This is a genomic window from Mesorhizobium sp. LNJC391B00, assembly GCF_000502535.1.
GTDB lineage: Bacteria > Pseudomonadota > Alphaproteobacteria > Rhizobiales > Rhizobiaceae > Mesorhizobium.
In genome coordinates this window covers 38,139-53,759 of record NZ_AYWI01000025.1, presented here as the reverse complement: position 1 = coordinate 53,759, position 15,621 = coordinate 38,139, and the positions used below count along the sequence as shown (strand labels likewise).

The window sequence follows — 15,621 nt, the reverse complement described above, 5'->3', positions numbered from 1 at the left end:
CGTGTGGGCCGGTAAGCATTCGAATGCACTCTGCGCGCAAGTGAACCCCTTGCGCTAACGCTTCGACGCGCCATCAAAGCATTGACCGCGCGGTAAAAGGAGCGTGCACCAAGTGAGGCCGGTTTCGTTTGGGGCCTGCGTTTGGCCTGGGGCAAGGCGGCCCCGCCTGCCGCATCAAAAAGAAGCAAGCCAGACAGGCTTGGTATCAACCTGCTGATCATTTCCGCCGCGCCACCATGGCAAAACATGTTTGGGGGGCGATCGCACCGCTGATGGTCAGCGAAGGCCAACAAGTGGTCCGGCTACCCTTGGAGCCAATCCGCATTTCTGGCGATTTTCCCCTGGAGCAATCAGTGCATTGACATGAACTCGGCCGTTTTATTGGTCCTTGCTGAGTGCAGGTAATCGTGCCGGAACTCAGCAAGAAAGGCCAGTCCTTCCCAATCATGGATGGTCAATTGGCCATTCACAAGTGATGTAAGGCGCTTCTCCCGAAGAGACTTGAGCGTGCGGTTGATGTGGACTGCCGACAGCCCTGTCGCCTCGCCAAGGTCAGCTTGAGTCACAGCAAAAGCGCAGGTTTGATCGGACGCGAGTCCGGCGTCTTCCATACGTAGCATGATTTCACAGAGAAGGTGGGCCACTCGGCCAAGCGCTTGGCGCTTCCCGACATTGACCACCCATTCGCGGAAAATCGATGCATCAACCAGTGTCGTTCGCCAAAGATTTGCCGCCAGCCTGGGGTGGCGTTCGCAGAGCAGCCGTATAGCCGAGTGATCTATGAAGCCAACACTGCAAGCGCTCACCGTTCGAACGTCGCTATCCAACAGATCGAGGTGCAGGCTCAACAGATCGGGCATGTCGCCAGGCACATGATAAGCAGTGACCTGACGCTTCCCGTCTCCTGTTACCTTCGAGGTGCTGGCTAAGCCAGCCAGGACCATTATGCACCGGGACGGCTGGTCGCCTTCGCGAACCAAGTTCTGGTTTGCGCCAATCGCAACGATCCTTATTCTTACCGCGTCGAGAGCTTGACGCTCACCTGACGTGAGGGTGAAGGCACGATGGAACTTGGCGGTTAATGGGCTTTGATAAAGCATGTCGGCTCTCCGTTTGGGCGGGAGCGCTATGGTCTCTCAGTCACCCGCGGCCAGCAGAACGCGAATGATGCCCGACCTTATATCATAAACACCGGACCGACTTAACCTGTGATAAGTCTGGCACTGCTTCGGATGGTCCTTTCCTCCATCGGCAAACACAGGCTCAACAGGATTACGAGGGAAGCGGCCCATCAACGGGCCTCGAGTTGCGCAGCTGCGGCAGCAGCTATAATAGATCGTTCTCAAATTCGAGGACTCACACCATGACCGACGCCCCCGACCACGCCCCTGAACTGGTAGAACTCACGGCGGATGTGGTATCGGCGTACGTCAGCAACAATCCCGTGCCGGTCGCGGGTTTGGCGGACCTGATAGCCTCAGTGCACGCGTCGCTGTCTGGGATTGGCCATCGCGTGGCTGCCGCGACCGAAGAACCAGTGCCTGCGGTAAATCCGAAGAAGTCAGTATTTCCCGATTACATCATCTGTCTTGAAGATGGTAAGCGGTTCAAAACCCTTCGGCGACATCTGCGCGTGGATTTCGGTCTCACTCCTGACGCGTATCGAACAAAGTGGAACTTGCCATCCACTTATCCGATGGTCGCTCCCAACTATGCGGCCTCACGGTCTGCCATGGCGAAGTCGATCGGTCTGGGTAGGAAGGCACCGCAGCCCACGGCAACTGTAACGGGCAAGGCAAGGCCGGCGGCTAAGGCTAAAGCGTAGCTTCCGCGATCACACCATTACCACTGCGGCACCAATCGACGATGTATGCATCGCGGCGGACCTGTCCGCTCTTGGCCGGTGCCCACCCAGGTTCCCCAACCCATGGCGCCGGCCATTTGTGGCCCACACCTCAGTTTCGTATTGCTGCCCAAACTCTTCTTGTTGAAGACCGCTTACGACGTTACAATCCCGTTTGGCCTGATTGCTGGGAGGCAACGCCCTGGCTGATATAATTCCAATTCGCAAAGCACGCCCTTGTGTCGAAGTTGGCGAAGCCTGTGGCGAGTGGTTTGTTCGCGTGGTCGAGGAAGACCAGGAACTCACCCGATCATTCAAGCTCGAATCCTATGCTTTGGCCTTTGCAGAAGGCCAAAGGTCGCGTCTGCATCTCAACACGTTTTCCCGGCTGTAGAGTAGCGCGATGCAGATGTCCGCAGGGTTACTGGCGAATTTGGGCGATAGCATCGAAGCCATTGCCGCCCACATTGCGACCATGGAAACGCGACAACTGCACCAATTGCTCAAGTCGTTGCCATCGAGATCGGAAATCGCCAGCGCGGAAATGGTGATGGGCACCCTGGTCTATCGCGAGATTGAACTGCGCCGCCGGCGGGGGACGGGCGGCAACGTGTTGCCCTTTCCGGGTCTCGTGACTCCACCTATTCAGCAGTAGATAGCGGCGCCGGACCTGTAAAGGCCGCCGCAATTAAGCAACGGGCCTGATGGCGGGGTAGCGTCTTGATGCCAAGAAACCCCGCCGCGCGCGCAACAGCGGGTTTTCGTAGTCACGGCTACATCCGAGGAATCGACCGCTTAAGGCAGAATTGCTTGGTTGTCGTCGCGTTTCCATACCATTAGATCAACTGTGCCAGATGAAGACGTAAAAAAACCCGTTGCCAATTACGGCAACGGGCTTGAGCTACCGGGTAGGGTCAGGAAGGCAATATGTAGACCCAACAACACGATGCGCCACGCCTCATGATCGAGGTCTTAACCGAACCGCGACAATTCTAATCATCTTGTCGACGTGTGAATAACTTTGCTGACTCCAGATCATCGGCAGGGAAGACGTGATTTGACCTTGGCGGAACAGCCGCTCACGATGAGACGGCTTGGGAAGGCGCGAGATGCAAGTATGCAAAGACATGATTGTGGTGCCGCCGATCGGCGCACAGTTCGAGACGCCTGAATTCCTCGCCGAGATCAGCGCCCTGCTTGATGAGGCCTATCCCGACTACGATTTCACGATCACCACCATAAGCAAGTTTCGGGATGACAGCTTCGTGTTGATCCCGCTGCTCGGCAGCGTCGGTGGTGAAGGCTCCGTTTTAGCGGCTTACCCGGATATGACGGCAATGCAGGAGATGGGCAATCTCCTGTTCAAGCACATCATCGGCCATCACCATCGCGACATTAGGTGCCGCACGTGGCCCCAATCCGTTCCCGGACCTCCGTCTCACATCTGCCCTGGCGGCTAATCCTTTAGCGCATCCGCGCCGCTATCGTCGTCGCGATGACGTTGACGAAGGCGCTTCAGCAGATCGCGTGAGGCTTGGATCGCCCTGCGCGATTGATCCATGTTCTGGCGAAACGTGGCGCGTTCCTCCATGGACTTCTGCCACTTCAGCAAGGTGGCCGTAGTCGCAGTGGCCGCTTGAGCGATATCTATGGGCGTTGCAACCATCGCATCCTCCCAAAAAGGCAATGGTAAACGCAATCTTTATAGGCCCAACGAAACCCATTCTTCAATCAAAAACGAACATACGGCACATGGCAAAATGGCTATTCGTCGGGCCGCTCGACGGCGGCTTCGTCGACCTCGGCTTCCATCTCGTCGTTGACGGTCTTGGTCTATCCAAAACCAGCCATCGGCACACCGTCAAAACCCTGCAGCCACCCGTCGGCATGTTCCTGCCAGTAATGGCACCTCACGCTCCTTGCCATCCTTGCACGCTTGGGCGCCGTACATCCAGGCGTAGGTGGCGCGCTCCTGATCTTTCTTAGGCACGGCGATTTGTGTCATCCTCAGCGAACGCCGGCTTGCCCGCTTCACGCTCGACGCCGAGCAGATCGAACTCGTCGTTCGCAAAGCACTTGGCCTTCAGCCAGTTGGTCGACGGTATTTGCTGTCCTTGCGCTTCGACACCTTGCATTCAAGTCCGGCCTTGTCGAGCAAGTGAAAGATGGTCTTGGCTTCCCCCCGGCAGAGGCTCGCTGAACTGAATACGCCCGCCGGGCGCGATATAGCGCGGCCTCGGTCAGTCAGCCAAGCGGCATCGCGGTGCACGATAGCACCGAGAATCGCCGCGTACACGCTGCCGACCTCCTCTGCGCAGGATATGCCCAGCTTGTCCGCGCGGTCTTCCATCGCTTGCTCGGCCAGGTCGCTGATGCCAAGCGCGATTGTCTGCTGCGGATGGAAGGACGCTGACTGTAAAAGCCCGCCCAACCTTTCGGCGGGCGGGCTTCCACTGTCGGAACTGGAGAGTGTCATGTCGACAGCCCCGACAGGTCGGAAAGGGGTCGCTGGTTAGCGGCGCGAGATCAGCANTCGACGCAGCGCTTCTTCATCCGAGTGACCTGGGCGTTCGACATATCGCCGACAACGCTAGCCAGATTCGGGTTGCTCGAAGCGGTCGGGTTGCTGGGGTTGGCGGCTGGATTGGTTCCAACGCCGACATTTACGTCGGTACCAACCCCGGTGACGACACCGACATTGGCGCTGCCGGTTCCGATGGAAGCAGTCGCTCCGCCAGTGTCGCCGACGGAGGCTGCGGCATTTGCCCCAGAACCGCCTAGGGATACGCTAGCCGTAGCGCCGCTGTTGCCGCCCACATTAGCGCTGGCGCCTCCGCTGCCGACGGATACCCCGCCGACNACGCTAGCCGTAGCGCCGCTGTTGCCGCCCACATTAGCGCTGGCGCCTCCGCTGCCGACGGATACCCCGCCGACGCCTCCGACACTAATTCCAGCTGCTGTCGCTGGCATGCAAAGAATTGCGAGAACAGATCCGGCAGTCAGACTGCCCATAAGAATTTCAAAAATTCTTGCCATAGTACGCCTCCTTGTTGCCCTTCAAAGGATGGGACATTTTTGGGCATTTACGGACCCGATAGTGACGCACTAAAGTTTAAAAACAAGCTAACGGCCCGCGAAAGATGCGTCTTGGGTCATTACTTGGTAATTAGCAAGAGTCAGATATAATAAAATTTTACTTTGACTCGGACGTGATTCCTCTACTTGTCATTCAATATCCTTGCCTAAGCACCCCATCGTCAATAATATTGTGCGGTGCAACAAGATTCAGAGATGGACCATGCGACGTCAGTAAGCGGCTAATACCGCCGATCTGACATACAATGCTATATTAGCTCCTCTTGACGAACCCCGGCGGGCCGAATCAGAATCCCGTCAGCGCAACCCTGCAAAATCGCACTGGTCTGCCTGAAGCATCGCGACGATGGCCGACGATTTCTTTAGGAGATTTGAATGTCGCACAACGTGCTGCCCACCAAGCCGACGGCCGCGCTGAGCTCCGCGCAGTCACCGGTCTTGGCTACGGCCGGATCTATGATCAAAGCCCTGAGCCGGAGCCATCCGGGGTCCACGCCTGCCGCCCCGTATTTATTGTCACCAAAAGGGGAACAACGGCAGCTCGGCCGTGTTGGGCCAGTTAAGCAATATTGCAGGAGCACAACATGCATTTCGTCAAAGCGCTTTTAGCTGCGATCGCCATCGGTCTCATCAGCCCGGGGGCAATGGCTCAGACCGCGACGACGTCCCCGCAGGAATTTGTCAAAGCAGCTGCGAGCTCAGATATGTTCGAGATCCAGTCGAGTGAATTGGCACTGCGGAAATCGAAGACATCACGAGTGAAGGAATTCGCTCGCATGATGATCAAGGACCACACGACCTCTTCCAAGCGGCTCATTGCGGGGCAAAGAAGGACGACGTCGCAGTGGCGCCGGAGATGACAAGCAAGCATGCTGCCCAATTGGAAGCGTTGAGCAACGACAGCAGCGGGGCGTTCGATAACGCCTATATCGACGCCCAGGTGGCAGCGCACCAGGAAGCCCTGACGCTGATGACCTCCTATGCAGAAAACGGTCAGGCAAAACATCTGGCGGCCCATGCGAAAAAGACCGCGCCGGTCATCCGGCAGCATTTCAAACTTGCCCAGCAACTGAGCAAGAGCGGTTCTCAGTGCTGAGTGGATCTGGCCACGACGTTGGTTCTTCGCGGCGATGTGGAGTCTGTGGCCAACACTGCCTCCGCCCTCAGGGACGCTGCAACCTTTAAGCGGTGGTCGATGCAGGAACTCTAAAGGTACGTCGCTCAGGTAGTCCGGCGTGCAAGCACCAGCGTCGTCGAAGTTGCCAAACGAACAGGAGACCTGACATGCCAAAGCAAAACGAGACCTCGCATTCGAGACGAAGTGACTTCGCCAATGATGAACCCATTCGCCCGGAGGATGCCGCCGTGTTGGACAGCCCCGTGGGCCACGAAGACAGGCACGGCGCGGAGCCAGGTTTCGTGGGAGCCGACGATGTCGACCAGTCGATCGGCGCAAGGCCCCGCAGCGAAATTACCGGTCGTCATGATGAAGGGGCAGGCGCCAATGAGACGATGGACGGCTTAAGCGAAACCGAGGAACTGACCCGCAGCTACGCCGAGGACATACCAAACGGTGACAATGATGAGGACGAAGAAGACATCCCTGTCTTCGAAAGAGGCCGAAGCAACACCGACCTCTGAGCGGCGCCAAGTTTGAACCCACGGTGAGGAACATGACAATGAGCACATTCGGACTTCGGATTGTGTCTTTGGGGCTCCGGGCTTTTTTGGGGCTGGGGGCCTCGCTGATTTTGGGCGCCCAGGCATCTGCGCAGACAAGTCAGCCGGCTCAACAATCCGGCGACTCATCGCAAACAGGCAAGCACGATCGTCTGCCGGCGCAAGGATCGTCGCCGACCGCCAAGGATGATGTCGGCGTTGACGTCTCGCTCGGCCGGCCGGAGGTGAAGCAACAGGTTGCAAGACATCTAGGAGTGGCTGAGACCGAGTTACCACTGGCGGTGCATGTGCCGATCGCGCTCGCTTCGCAAGTCTGCGGGCAAGAGGTATTTACCGCCCACGACAATGTAAACCGAAGCTGCACCGCGACGAAGTTCATTCCGGAAATCGCCGAGGCGGCACGCAACCATCCACAAACCTCCGCGGTACCGGAGCAGTAGCATCGAAATGTCCGAACCCGGCGCGACGGTCGCGCCATGCTTACCCTAGGATAGCGCTCCAACCCGGCGTAAATCAGCCCCACCGCCGTCTGTTGGCGGCATGCATGATGGCGTTCGCCGCCGTCTCTTAACCAATGTGAATGCTGTCGCTCCGCAGCCACGCTACGAGATCCTGTCCGAAGCGGAGGCAGGCAGATGCCACTGGAGTGCCTGATCGATCAATATGTGAGCAGCCGCAAGCGGCGGGGTCTTTTGTCGACACGGCATGCTCTCGAGGCGTTGAAAGAGGCCCTTCCGGCGCTGTCGATCGGCGAAAGCCATCTTGTCAATATGATCGCCGAGCGAGCGCTCGCCTTTGGCCTCGCCATCCACTTCGATCATTCCGGCGAGAATGCCGGGTAAGACATCCACGAGAGCGTCTGCTGATGCCACAGGACGAGGAACTCGGTGTCGCGTAGTTCCATCTTCATTGCCTGGCGGTCGGGCAAATCATTCCGAGGCTGCTCCCGTCCGTGTTCTGGGCGGGTGGTGAAGGTCGCCGACGCGATGCCACGGCGTGCGCCGACCTCACCCCGGCATTCGACAACCCTCCAGCTTTGGCCAGTTGGAGCTTTCGTCTACTTGCAGCAGCCCTAGCGAGGCTCGATCAGCCTCCGCGTTCGGCGGTTTCGGAAGTTTTGCTCCAGCGGGCGGTTCGGGCCGACGAATTGAGGTTGAAGGAGAAGATGATGACGGACAACAAAAGCGAGCGTGATTTTGGCGACAGGAACCGGGTCTCGTCCAACGAACGCAACGAACACTTCCATTTTGCCCAGCAGAACGGCATAACGCCTGAGCAGGCGATGGAGTTCATCATAGCCGCCGGGAATGACCGCGCCTCGTTGCGGCTGCGAAGGAATTGAAGTCAGTTTCCCGGGGCGGCTCGCTTACGGCATGTCGCTATCGAGGAGGACCTTGAGCCGTGGTGAGAATTTGAGTGTATCGTCATGCTGACGCACACGCGGGCAGGTCGAGCGTGAAAGTGACAATTGTACCCTGCCCAACATGCGGCAAGCACTGGAGGTTCGAGGCTGCGCAGATCTCCTATCGTGACCCCGAACCATAATCCACTCCAACCCGAGTCCTGGACGCACGGCGTAGCAACGAGCCTACTTCCTGCCGTCGTTCAACAATAATCCCGCGCCGCAGTCAGCCACGAGATCACCGTCGTCTGCCGGACGCGTGTCGGCTTCCAAACTGACAAACGCACCGCCTTTGTAGCGACGCTTTCCAGCCACGATCACCTGCGCAGCTTTGCCGCGCTCGCTGCGCACCAATAATTTCCATCTCCTTCCCTCAAACTGATCTTGCGCAGGCGGTCGTTTTGCCGCTGGCAGGCGCTGTCCTTCCGCTTCGATCGCGGTAGCGCCCAGTATCAACGCTGGCGGATCAAACCGCACAATCAGCACCTCAAAGCTGATCAGCAGAAGCAGCAGTGAATCAGGATCTTGTCGATCAGGGTCCAAAGGGGCCGAGCACATATGTCTGGGCACGGTGACCGTGGCATAGCCGGCGCTGCAATGACGGCGTCGGCGCCCGGAGCCGGAAAGCCCAACTAAGAAAATCGTCGGCGGTGCCGATCTCGAAGAAATTCTAGCCCGGCACGGTGAACAGGCTGGGGGCCGCATCGCGATATAGGGTTCAGCACAGCTCTGGCGGCACCGAGTTGATCGACCCACTCCCGCTCGACGGCCCCGACTACGTCCATGGTCAGCACGCGCAGCATGGTCAGCTGGCGCTTCATCGCGCGCAGATCGCGACGGTCGGCCTCTTTCGGCTCATGAAAACGTCACTCTGTGTTTGCTAGACGCGGTGCTGGATCGGTTACCACGCGTCAGATCTGGATCATCACGTTGCCGGCCTCGATTCTCACCGGATAGATCGCGAGATTGACGCAGACCGGCGCGCCCTGGCCTGGCCGGTGTTGTAATTGAAGCGGCCATTGTGCTTCGGGCATCGATGACGTCGTCGATCACCAGCTTTCGGCTAGATGCGCCTTCTCATGCGTCCAATATCCGTCGGTGGCGAAGAACTCGTCATCGGGCGAGCGGCAAACCGGGAGGATCGAAGCAGATGACATCCTCTTTGGAGATGTCGTCCACCGCGCACGCTTCGATCCAGTCAGCAATCTCCGGCTCCGGCAAAATTCGCTGTCGCTATTCAGCGGCCGCCGACATATCCACCTGGTGAAATTCGCCGCGATAGGGTCTGGCTGTCGGCGGCAATTTCCGCTTAAGATAGAAATCCTCATATTTCAGCTGTCGAAGCAGCACCGGCCAGACCTCGCGATAGGCATGCCACATCGACGGGTTCGCCACCGGCAGGTCGTGCTTGATCAGCTCGTGCAGTCTTGGCAGCGCATGATAGGGCACCATCGGGAACATATGGTGTTCGACGTGATAATTCATGTTCCAGTAGATGAAGCGGCTGACCGGGTTCATGTAGACGGTGCGCGTGTTCAGCCGGTGGTCGACGACATTGTCGGCCAGGCCGATATGCTGCAGCAACCCTGTCAGCACCNTCGACGTGGTAATTCATGTTCCAGTAGATGAAGCGGCTGACCGGGTTCATGTAGACGGTGCGCGTGTTCAGCCGGTGGTCGACGACATTGTCGGCCAGGCCGATATGCTGCAGCAACCCTGTCAGCACCATGTGCCAGCTGCCATAGAGGCGCGGCAGGCCGATCAGCACCAGCGGCAGCAGCGACCACGTGAACAACGCCAGCCCGACTGTCGCCGCATAGATGGCGACATGCCAGCGCGCAGCGATCACCGCCTTGTGCTGCTCCATCTCGGGGATATAGCTCTTCTCTTCATCGGACAGCTTGCCGAACGCCTGGCGCACCAGCGTCGGCAGCGAATAGCGGAAATCGAGAATACCGGTGAAGGCGAGCGCCGCCCGCAGCAGATCTGGGGGGCGCATGACGGCGATTTCGGCATCGCGGCCGACGATGATGGTATCGGTGTGATGGCGGGCATGGCTCCAGCGCCATTGCACTGGGTTGCGCATCAGCATGAAGCTTGAGATCTGGTAGACGACATCGTTCATCCAGCGCGTCCGGAACGCGGTGCCGTGGCCGCATTCGTGCCAGCGCGAGTCGCTCGACGAGCCGTAAAGCACGCCATAGACGAACAGGAACGGCACCACCCACCACGTGCCCCAGAACCATACGATGCCGGCGGCCGACACCAGGATCGCCGCGACCCAGATGATCGTGTCGCGGATCGCCGGCCCGTCGGAGCGTTGCATCAACTCCTTGATCGCCTTGCGCGGGACATCGGTGTGATACCATTCGGCCGAAGCCAATCCGGTCTCGATGGCGCGCTTGGTGCTTTCACCGACCAGGCTGTAGTCGCGCTTCCTGCTTGCCGTCATCGTCATCTCCGTTTCCCGCCTGCGCTCCGCAAGGGCCGCCTGGGGTCGGCCGGGCCGCGCCTGCTTCCGTATTCCGGCGCACTTCCCGCCCGCCGCGGCAACCGATCGTGTGTTTCAAGCCGGTCACGCCTGCAGTCTCGCAAAAGCGCCCGACGGCGCAGGGTAATCCTGTTGCGGCTGCCGGGCGATCGACCCTATCCTCGCTTCCGCTTGGGCGATCTGACCGGCACCGTCGAGCACCCGGAACACGGCGTCATAGGAGCGGCTTTCGCCATGGTCCAGCCAGATCATCTCGCCCCGTTCGCGCGCGGCGAGATTGCCCAGAACATGATGCGTCGAGGGTTCGATTCCCAACGCATATAGGCCGGCCTGGAAGTTCTGCCACTGATAGGTGCAGGGCAGCTGATCCTTGCGGGTAACGACCTCGAAGCCGAGGCCCAGGTGATCATTGACGACGGCCACCGGCACCTCGCCCGCCGCATCGGCGCCAAGCTCGTGCTCCCAGACCTGCTCACTGAATCCCAGCTGCGGCGCCGGCACGGTTCGGTAGCCGACCTTCTGAGCCTCGTAACGATCGCCGGCGTGCGCCGCCCAGACGACATCCCGGATCGGCGCCAGGTAGCGCGAACCCTCGTCGAGCAAGGGATGGCTGACGTTGACGTGATAGAAATACATGTGCGGCGTGCGGCTGAAACCATGATTGACGACGCGGTCCGACAGCCGGATCTCGCTGCCGCCGACATCGGCCTCGATGCGGCGCAGCAAATGGAGATCCTCGCCGAACACGGTTGCCTGCTGGACGATGCCTTCCGCCCACAGCACGCAGCGGTCGCCGTCCCAGGCCTCGCCGTAGCCGGTCAGCCGCGCCGGCACGGTGCCGATGCGGCCATGCAGCGAATGCAATACCCGCTTGCGCCCCGGATAATTGTAGCTTTCGGCCGGCACGTCTTCCCGGCCCAGTATATGGTCGAGGCCGCAGGTGACGAGCAGCCCCGAGAACGACCGGCCAAAGGCGAAGCCGTCCTCCCCTTCATGCTCGTGCAGTCCGGGGTGGCGAAAGCCGCTCGGCGAATGCCAGCCGATCGCCTGGCCCCGGAAGTCGCAATCGGCGATATCGAGCGCCCGGTCGACCAGCGCCGTGAAGCGCAGGCCGGAGCCGGTGCGGAACTCGAGCATCCGGATGCCGCGCTCCACGCCGTCGCCGAGCGTCATCAGCCGCACGCCGGCGAACTGCGACAGCATGCCGGACCGCTCGGCCACCTGCCTTCGCGACAGCGTCTTGCCGTAAAGCTCTACCATGCGACGTCCTTCACTTTGCCCTCGCCTCCTTGAGCAAGGCCGACATGTCGGCGCCGGTGATGATGCTTTCCACCGTCAACAGGTCGGTGTCGGCGACCGTCTGTTCCGCGACGATTTCGCCGCGGCGCATGACGATGATGCGGTCGGCGACCTGGAACACGTGGTGGATGTTGTGGGTGATGAGCAGCACCGAGTGGCCGGCGTCGCGCACCTCCTTGACGAAGCGCAGCACGCCGTGGGTTTCCTCGACGCCAAGATTGTTGGTCGGCTCGTCGAGTATGATCACCTTGGCGGCGAACTGCATGGCGCGCGAGATCGCGATCGATTGCCGCTCACCGCCCGAGAGCGTGCTCACCAGCGCATCTGCATCGAGCTTTTTCGAAATGCCGACCCGCTTCAGCAGCGCCGAGGCGGCGTTGCGAAGCTTGGCGAGGTCGAGGGGCGCGAACACGCCGAGCCAGCCGAAATTGACCGGCTCCCGACCCAAGAAAAGATTGCGCGCGATGCTGAGGTCCGGCGCGAGCGATGTGTCCTGATGGATAGTCTCGATGCCGAGGTCCATTGCGTCGCGCGTCGAGCGGATCGACGCCTTCTCGCCGCGCACGAAGATGTCGCCGTGGTCGGCCGGGAAGACGCCGGAGATCGCTTTGATCAGCGTCGACTTGCCGGCGCCATTGTCGCCAAGCAGGGCAACCACCTCGCCTTCGTTGAGGGTGAACGAGGCGTTCTTCAGCGCACGCACGTTGCCGAAGGACTTTTGCAGGTCTTGCAGACGCAGCACTTCCATCGTCAGCTCCTTGCGGCGTTCTTCTGCAGCAAAGCGTGCAGGATGAGCATGGCGAGGATGATGACGCCGACGAAGATGTTGTATGCCAAGCCCGGCACGCCGATCAGCACGATGCCGTTGCGGATGGCGCGCAGCATCAGCGCGCCGACGATGGTGCCGAGGATGGTGCCGCGCCCGCCAGTGAGCGCCGTGCCGCCGACCACCACCATGGCGATCACTTCGAGTTCGTAGCCGGTGCCGGCCACCGGCGAGGCGGCCGAAATCCGGAACGCGCTGATCATGCCGGCCAGCCCGGCCACCACCGAGGTCAGGATGAACAGCCAGATCTTGACCGCGTCGGCCGGCACGCCGCGCGCCACCGCTGCGTTGCGGTTGCTGCCGATGGCGCTGATCCAGTTGCCGAGCTTCGCGTAGCGCAGGATGTAAATCGCCAGCAGCGACAGGCCGATGAACCACCAGAGCGAGGTGTAGAACCGGAACGAGCCTACATTGAAGCTGCCGGCAAGCAGCGTGACGAAGAAGCCGGGCTGGTCCCACGACTTCAGGGGGAATCCCTGCGTGATGTAGAGCGCCGCGCCGCGCACGACGAGCAGCATCGACAGCGTGACCAGGAACGAGGAAATGCCGATCTTGGTGACGATCAGCCCGTTGATGGCGCCGATCGCGATGCACAGCACAAGCCCGGCCAGGAGGGCGACGCCGATGTCGATACCGCCATTCTGCACCAGCAGCATCACCACCACGGGCGCAAGGCCGAACACGGCGCCGACCGACAGATCGAACTCGCCCGCCGTCAGCAGCAGCGTCATGCCGAGCGCGATGATGCCGAGCTCGGGCAGGAACGCCATCATGTTGGATATGTTGAGCGGCGACAGGAAGTTGCCGTCGGCGATGGCGAACACCACGAGCAGCACGATGAGGATGACGAGCGAGGAGAATTGCGGCGAACGCAGCAGCGCAGACCTGCCCTTCGCTCGCTGCGTGTCGTCGTCTGCTGTGATTGCCATATCTGTCAGGACCATGCGTTTCGTCCGGCGCCCGCCATTTCGGGGCGGGCGCCGATTGTCGTCACTTGTTGTAGAGTTTCAGGATCGGCTCGACGCTCGAGGCGTCGTAGAGGCTGAATGTGTGAATGTCGTAGCCGATCGGCTCGCCAGAGGCCGCAAGCCCGAGCAGCGCCACCGGCATGAAGCCCTGCGCCGACGGGTACTGCCAGGCCGCAGCATTGACGAAGCCGGACTTGACCGCCTCGGCCGTCTCCTTTGAGTTGCCCCAGCCGACGACCGGGACCTTGCCGGCCGACACACCGGCCCCGTCGAAGACGCGTTTGATGCTTGCTGCCACGGAATCGCCCAGTGCAATGATTGCCGGCGGATTGTTGGCGACCATGTAGTCGGTCATCTTGGCGATGATGCCGGCTGGGTCGGTGCCGCAATCGACCACGTCGTACTTGATGCCGAGCGGATCGAAGACGCTGGCGATGCCCTCGGTCTCGAGCTGCTGGTAGCTGGCGCCCGGCACTTCGACCGGCAGGAACACCTTGTCGCCCTGCTTCACCATCTTGTGGTCGACGAGATACTTGGCCCAGATGACGCCCGCTTCCCTGAGGTCGGCCCCGACATAGGCCTGCCGCCCGGTCGCCGGATCGTCGGTGTTGAAGAACACGATCGGTATGCCGGCGGCCTTGGCGGCCTTCACCTCCTCCGTCCACAGGCCGGGCTGAGCCGAGGTGGTAGCGATGCCGTCCGGCTTGGCGGCGAGCGCCGAGTTGAAAGCCTCCTTCTGCGCCGCCATGTCGCCGCCGCTGAACGAGATCTTGCAGGTCACCTTGAGCTGGTCGCAGGCCTTGGTCGCGCCGGCATTCCAGTCGATCCAGAACGCGTCCGAAGGGCCACCATGCGACAGCAGATAGAAGGTCTTCTGGCCGTCCTGCGCGAATGCCGGCAGGCTCAAGGAGACCCCGGCTACCAGCGTTGCCGCGGCAGCCACTTTCAATGCGAATTTCAACATTCATTCCTCCCTTGGTTGGAGCTGCGCCGCCATGCTCCGGCGGCGCAACCGGCACTCACAGGCCGTTGGCGCGGAACTTCCCGTCGAGGAATTTCTTCGCGCGCGGCACGTCGTCTTCCGAGAGATGCTCGATGATGACCGGGATGTTTGGGTGCTTTTCCGCCAGCCGCTGCAGATAGAGATCGTAATTCAGCGATCCCAGCCCGGGCGCCGGCAGCTCGATCTCGCCGACGCCGCGGAACNCTGCAGATAGAGATCGTAATTCAGCGATCCCAGCCCGGGCGCCGGCAGCTCGATCTCGCCGACGCCGCGGAACGTGTGGCTCTCCATCGCATCCTCGTCGCCGATGTCGGCATGCTTTTCCGACTTGTCGCTGCCGGAGCGTTTCACATCCTTGGCATGCGCGATCCGGATCTTGTCGGTCAGCGTGTCGAACACCTGGTTGAGGATCTGGTCCATTTTGTCGATATTGTGGATCTCGAAATAGTTGGTCGGATCCATCAACAGGCCGAGGCCGGGATGGTCGACCTGGGCGAACATCTTCACCGTCTCCTCGACCGAGCCCACGACGTTGTTGACGTAAGTCTCGAGGAGGAAGACCGCGCCGTGGTCGTAGGCGGTCTGGGCAAGCTCGGCGATCACCTTGCGGCATTCCTCGAAGCCTTCCTCGGTCTTGTTCTTCGGGTGATGCACCCAGTCGGATTCGGTGTTGTAGGTACCGGTCTCGGAGATCACGTAGGGCGAGCCGAAGCTGCGCGCATTGCGGATGATTTCCTTGAGATACCCGACGCGCTTATCGCGCTCGGCCTTGTCGGGATGAATGATGTTGGTGTAGCCCGACACGCAGCAGATCGGCAGGTTGTTGTCGCGGAAGACGTCGCGCACCTGCTTGGCCTTTTCCTCAGTGATCTGCCCGGCCGACAGATCGATATCCCTAAAATGCAGGTCGAGCTGCACCGTGTTGAAACCGAGCCCGCGGATCTTCTTTGCCGTCTCTTCGAGGCCGTACGGGAAATAGCCCGTGAAAATACCTGCCTGCATCATGATGTGAA

Annotated in this window: 18 protein-coding genes and 3 pseudogenes; 9 read left to right on the top strand and 12 right to left on the bottom strand. The window is 60.4% G+C overall.

The genetic code is table 11. From position 1 onward, the window contains the following. Nucleotides 1-350 precede the first annotated feature (350 nt). Complete coding sequence (locus X750_RS134830; protein WP_023708903.1) at nt 351-1,100, bottom strand: Crp/Fnr family transcriptional regulator; 750 nt, start codon at nt 1,098-1,100, stop codon at nt 351-353. 263 nt (nt 1,101-1,363) lie between these two features. Here X750_RS134830 and X750_RS134835 point away from each other — a divergent pair, with 263 nt between their 5' ends. The 3 genes from X750_RS134835 (at nt 1,364) to X750_RS134850 (ending at nt 3,303) form a co-directional block, all read left to right on the top strand. After that, nucleotides 1,364-1,825, top strand: coding sequence for a MucR family transcriptional regulator (locus X750_RS134835; protein ID WP_023708904.1), 462 nt, complete (start codon nt 1,364-1,366; stop codon nt 1,823-1,825). Nucleotides 1,826-2,246: 421 nt separating this feature from the next. After that, on the top strand, nt 2,247-2,498 hold the full coding sequence (locus X750_RS134845) for a hypothetical protein (protein WP_023708906.1): 252 nt from the start codon (nt 2,247-2,249) through the stop codon (nt 2,496-2,498). 472 nt (nt 2,499-2,970) lie between these two features. Then, a complete protein-coding gene (locus tag X750_RS134850) occupies nt 2,971-3,303 on the top strand; it encodes a hypothetical protein (protein WP_023708907.1) in 333 nt (110 codons plus the stop codon). Here X750_RS134850 and X750_RS134855 read toward each other — a convergent pair. Together X750_RS134855 and X750_RS1000000167290 are read right to left on the bottom strand one after the other, a co-directional pair. Further along, entirely contained in the window at nt 3,300-3,509 is a 210-nt protein-coding gene (locus X750_RS134855; protein ID WP_023708908.1) for a hypothetical protein, read from the bottom strand. The genes X750_RS134850 and X750_RS134855 overlap by 4 nt on opposite strands. 417 nt (nt 3,510-3,926) lie before the next feature. Beyond that, nucleotides 3,927-4,319 (bottom strand): hypothetical protein, encoded by a 393-nt coding sequence (locus X750_RS1000000167290; protein WP_023708909.1) that lies wholly within the window; start codon nt 4,317-4,319, stop codon nt 3,927-3,929. A 1,204-nt stretch (nt 4,320-5,523) separates the two neighbouring features. Here X750_RS1000000167290 and X750_RS1000000163925 point away from each other — a divergent pair. The 6 genes from X750_RS1000000163925 to X750_RS01000000163530 all read left to right on the top strand — a co-directional run bounded on the left by X750_RS1000000163925 (nt 5,524) and on the right by X750_RS01000000163530 (nt 7,961). Next, nucleotides 5,524-5,799, top strand: coding sequence for a DUF4142 domain-containing protein (locus X750_RS1000000163925; protein WP_023708912.1), 276 nt, complete (start codon nt 5,524-5,526; stop codon nt 5,797-5,799). Continuing rightward, nucleotides 5,796-6,035: a DUF4142 domain-containing protein gene (locus tag X750_RS1000000163920; RefSeq protein WP_023709413.1), complete on the top strand. Its 240-nt coding sequence runs from the start codon at nt 5,796-5,798 to the stop codon at nt 6,033-6,035. The genes X750_RS1000000163925 and X750_RS1000000163920 overlap by 4 nt, the downstream gene beginning before the upstream one ends. 188 nt (nt 6,036-6,223) lie before the next feature. Beyond that, nucleotides 6,224-6,580 carry a hypothetical protein gene (locus tag X750_RS134865; protein ID WP_023708915.1) on the top strand — a complete coding sequence of 119 codons (357 nt, stop codon included), beginning with the start codon at nt 6,224-6,226 and terminating at the stop codon, nt 6,578-6,580. Nucleotides 6,581-6,618: 38 nt separating this feature from the next. Beyond that, entirely contained in the window at nt 6,619-7,059 is a 441-nt protein-coding gene (locus X750_RS134870) for a hypothetical protein (RefSeq protein WP_023709414.1), read from the top strand. 195 nt (nt 7,060-7,254) lie between these two features. Further along, the gene (locus X750_RS134875; RefSeq protein ID WP_023708917.1) at nt 7,255-7,461 is read left to right on the top strand and encodes a hypothetical protein; all 207 of its coding nucleotides are present in this window, start codon (nt 7,255-7,257) and stop codon (nt 7,459-7,461) included. A 326-nt stretch (nt 7,462-7,787) separates the two neighbouring features. Next, nucleotides 7,788-7,961 carry a DUF3606 domain-containing protein gene (locus tag X750_RS01000000163530; protein WP_023708918.1) on the top strand — a complete coding sequence of 58 codons (174 nt, stop codon included), beginning with the start codon at nt 7,788-7,790 and terminating at the stop codon, nt 7,959-7,961. A gap of 246 nt (nt 7,962-8,207) precedes the next feature. On the opposite strand, the gene X750_RS1000000166205 is transcribed toward X750_RS01000000163530, so the two are convergent. The 9 genes and pseudogenes from X750_RS1000000166205 to X750_RS01000000163520 form a co-directional block, all read right to left on the bottom strand. Beyond that, on the bottom strand, nt 8,208-8,564 hold the full coding sequence (locus tag X750_RS1000000166205; protein ID WP_156932493.1) for a hypothetical protein: 357 nt from the start codon (nt 8,562-8,564) through the stop codon (nt 8,208-8,210). Nucleotides 8,565-8,932: 368 nt separating this feature from the next. Beyond that, nucleotides 8,933-9,227: pseudogene (locus X750_RS01000000163525) on the bottom strand (Rieske 2Fe-2S domain-containing protein). A 27-nt stretch (nt 9,228-9,254) separates the two neighbouring features. Next, the gene (locus X750_RS1000000167485; RefSeq protein ID WP_280805627.1) at nt 9,255-9,617 is read right to left on the bottom strand and encodes a fatty acid desaturase; all 363 of its coding nucleotides are present in this window, start codon (nt 9,615-9,617) and stop codon (nt 9,255-9,257) included. A 4-nt stretch (nt 9,618-9,621) separates the two neighbouring features. Beyond that, nucleotides 9,622-10,479 (bottom strand): annotated as a pseudogene (locus X750_RS1000000167480) (fatty acid desaturase); the annotation flags it as partial. A 117-nt stretch (nt 10,480-10,596) separates the two neighbouring features. Beyond that, nucleotides 10,597-11,772: an aldose 1-epimerase family protein gene (locus X750_RS134890; protein ID WP_023708922.1), complete on the bottom strand. Its 1,176-nt coding sequence runs from the start codon at nt 11,770-11,772 to the stop codon at nt 10,597-10,599. A gap of 10 nt (nt 11,773-11,782) precedes the next feature. Beyond that, nucleotides 11,783-12,565 carry an ATP-binding cassette domain-containing protein gene (locus tag X750_RS134895; protein ID WP_023693351.1) on the bottom strand — a complete coding sequence of 261 codons (783 nt, stop codon included), beginning with the start codon at nt 12,563-12,565 and terminating at the stop codon, nt 11,783-11,785. Then, the gene (locus X750_RS134900; RefSeq protein ID WP_050588831.1) at nt 12,562-13,566 is read right to left on the bottom strand and encodes an ABC transporter permease; all 1,005 of its coding nucleotides are present in this window, start codon (nt 13,564-13,566) and stop codon (nt 12,562-12,564) included. Before X750_RS134900 ends, X750_RS134895 begins: the two co-directional genes overlap by 4 nt. A gap of 61 nt (nt 13,567-13,627) precedes the next feature. After that, the gene (locus X750_RS134905; protein ID WP_023689426.1) at nt 13,628-14,569 is read right to left on the bottom strand and encodes a substrate-binding domain-containing protein; all 942 of its coding nucleotides are present in this window, start codon (nt 14,567-14,569) and stop codon (nt 13,628-13,630) included. A 55-nt stretch (nt 14,570-14,624) separates the two neighbouring features. After that, a pseudogene (locus X750_RS01000000163520) lies at nt 14,625-15,613 on the bottom strand (sugar phosphate isomerase/epimerase). Nucleotides 15,614-15,621 lie beyond the last annotated feature (8 nt).

Excerpts from the sequence above, each read along its gene's own strand:
- X750_RS134870 (WP_023709414.1), top strand. The coding sequence starts at position 6,619 with ATGAGCACATTCGGACTTCGGATTGTGTCTTTGGGGCTCCGGGCTTTT.
- X750_RS134850 (WP_023708907.1), top strand. The coding sequence starts at position 2,971 with ATGATTGTGGTGCCGCCGATCGGCGCACAGTTCGAGACGCCTGAATTC.
- X750_RS134905 (WP_023689426.1), bottom strand. The coding sequence starts at position 14,569 with ATGTTGAAATTCGCATTGAAAGTGGCTGCCGCGGCAACGCTGGTAGCC.
- X750_RS134855 (WP_023708908.1), bottom strand. The coding sequence starts at position 3,509 with ATGGTTGCAACGCCCATAGATATCGCTCAAGCGGCCACTGCGACTACG.
- X750_RS1000000163925 (WP_023708912.1), top strand. The coding sequence starts at position 5,524 with ATGCATTTCGTCAAAGCGCTTTTAGCTGCGATCGCCATCGGTCTCATC.
- X750_RS134835 (WP_023708904.1), top strand. The coding sequence starts at position 1,364 with ATGACCGACGCCCCCGACCACGCCCCTGAACTGGTAGAACTCACGGCG.
- X750_RS134890 (WP_023708922.1), bottom strand. The coding sequence starts at position 11,772 with ATGGTAGAGCTTTACGGCAAGACGCTGTCGCGAAGGCAGGTGGCCGAG.
- X750_RS134830 (WP_023708903.1), bottom strand. The coding sequence starts at position 1,100 with ATGCTTTATCAAAGCCCATTAACCGCCAAGTTCCATCGTGCCTTCACC.
- X750_RS134865 (WP_023708915.1), top strand. The coding sequence starts at position 6,224 with ATGCCAAAGCAAAACGAGACCTCGCATTCGAGACGAAGTGACTTCGCC.
- X750_RS1000000167290 (WP_023708909.1), bottom strand. The coding sequence starts at position 4,319 with ATGACACTCTCCAGTTCCGACAGTGGAAGCCCGCCCGCCGAAAGGTTG.
- X750_RS01000000163530 (WP_023708918.1), top strand. The coding sequence starts at position 7,788 with ATGACGGACAACAAAAGCGAGCGTGATTTTGGCGACAGGAACCGGGTC.
- X750_RS134900 (WP_050588831.1), bottom strand. The coding sequence starts at position 13,566 with ATGGCAATCACAGCAGACGACGACACGCAGCGAGCGAAGGGCAGGTCT.
- X750_RS134875 (WP_023708917.1), top strand. The coding sequence starts at position 7,255 with ATGCCACTGGAGTGCCTGATCGATCAATATGTGAGCAGCCGCAAGCGG.
- X750_RS134845 (WP_023708906.1), top strand. The coding sequence starts at position 2,247 with ATGCAGATGTCCGCAGGGTTACTGGCGAATTTGGGCGATAGCATCGAA.
- X750_RS1000000163920 (WP_023709413.1), top strand. The coding sequence starts at position 5,796 with ATGACAAGCAAGCATGCTGCCCAATTGGAAGCGTTGAGCAACGACAGC.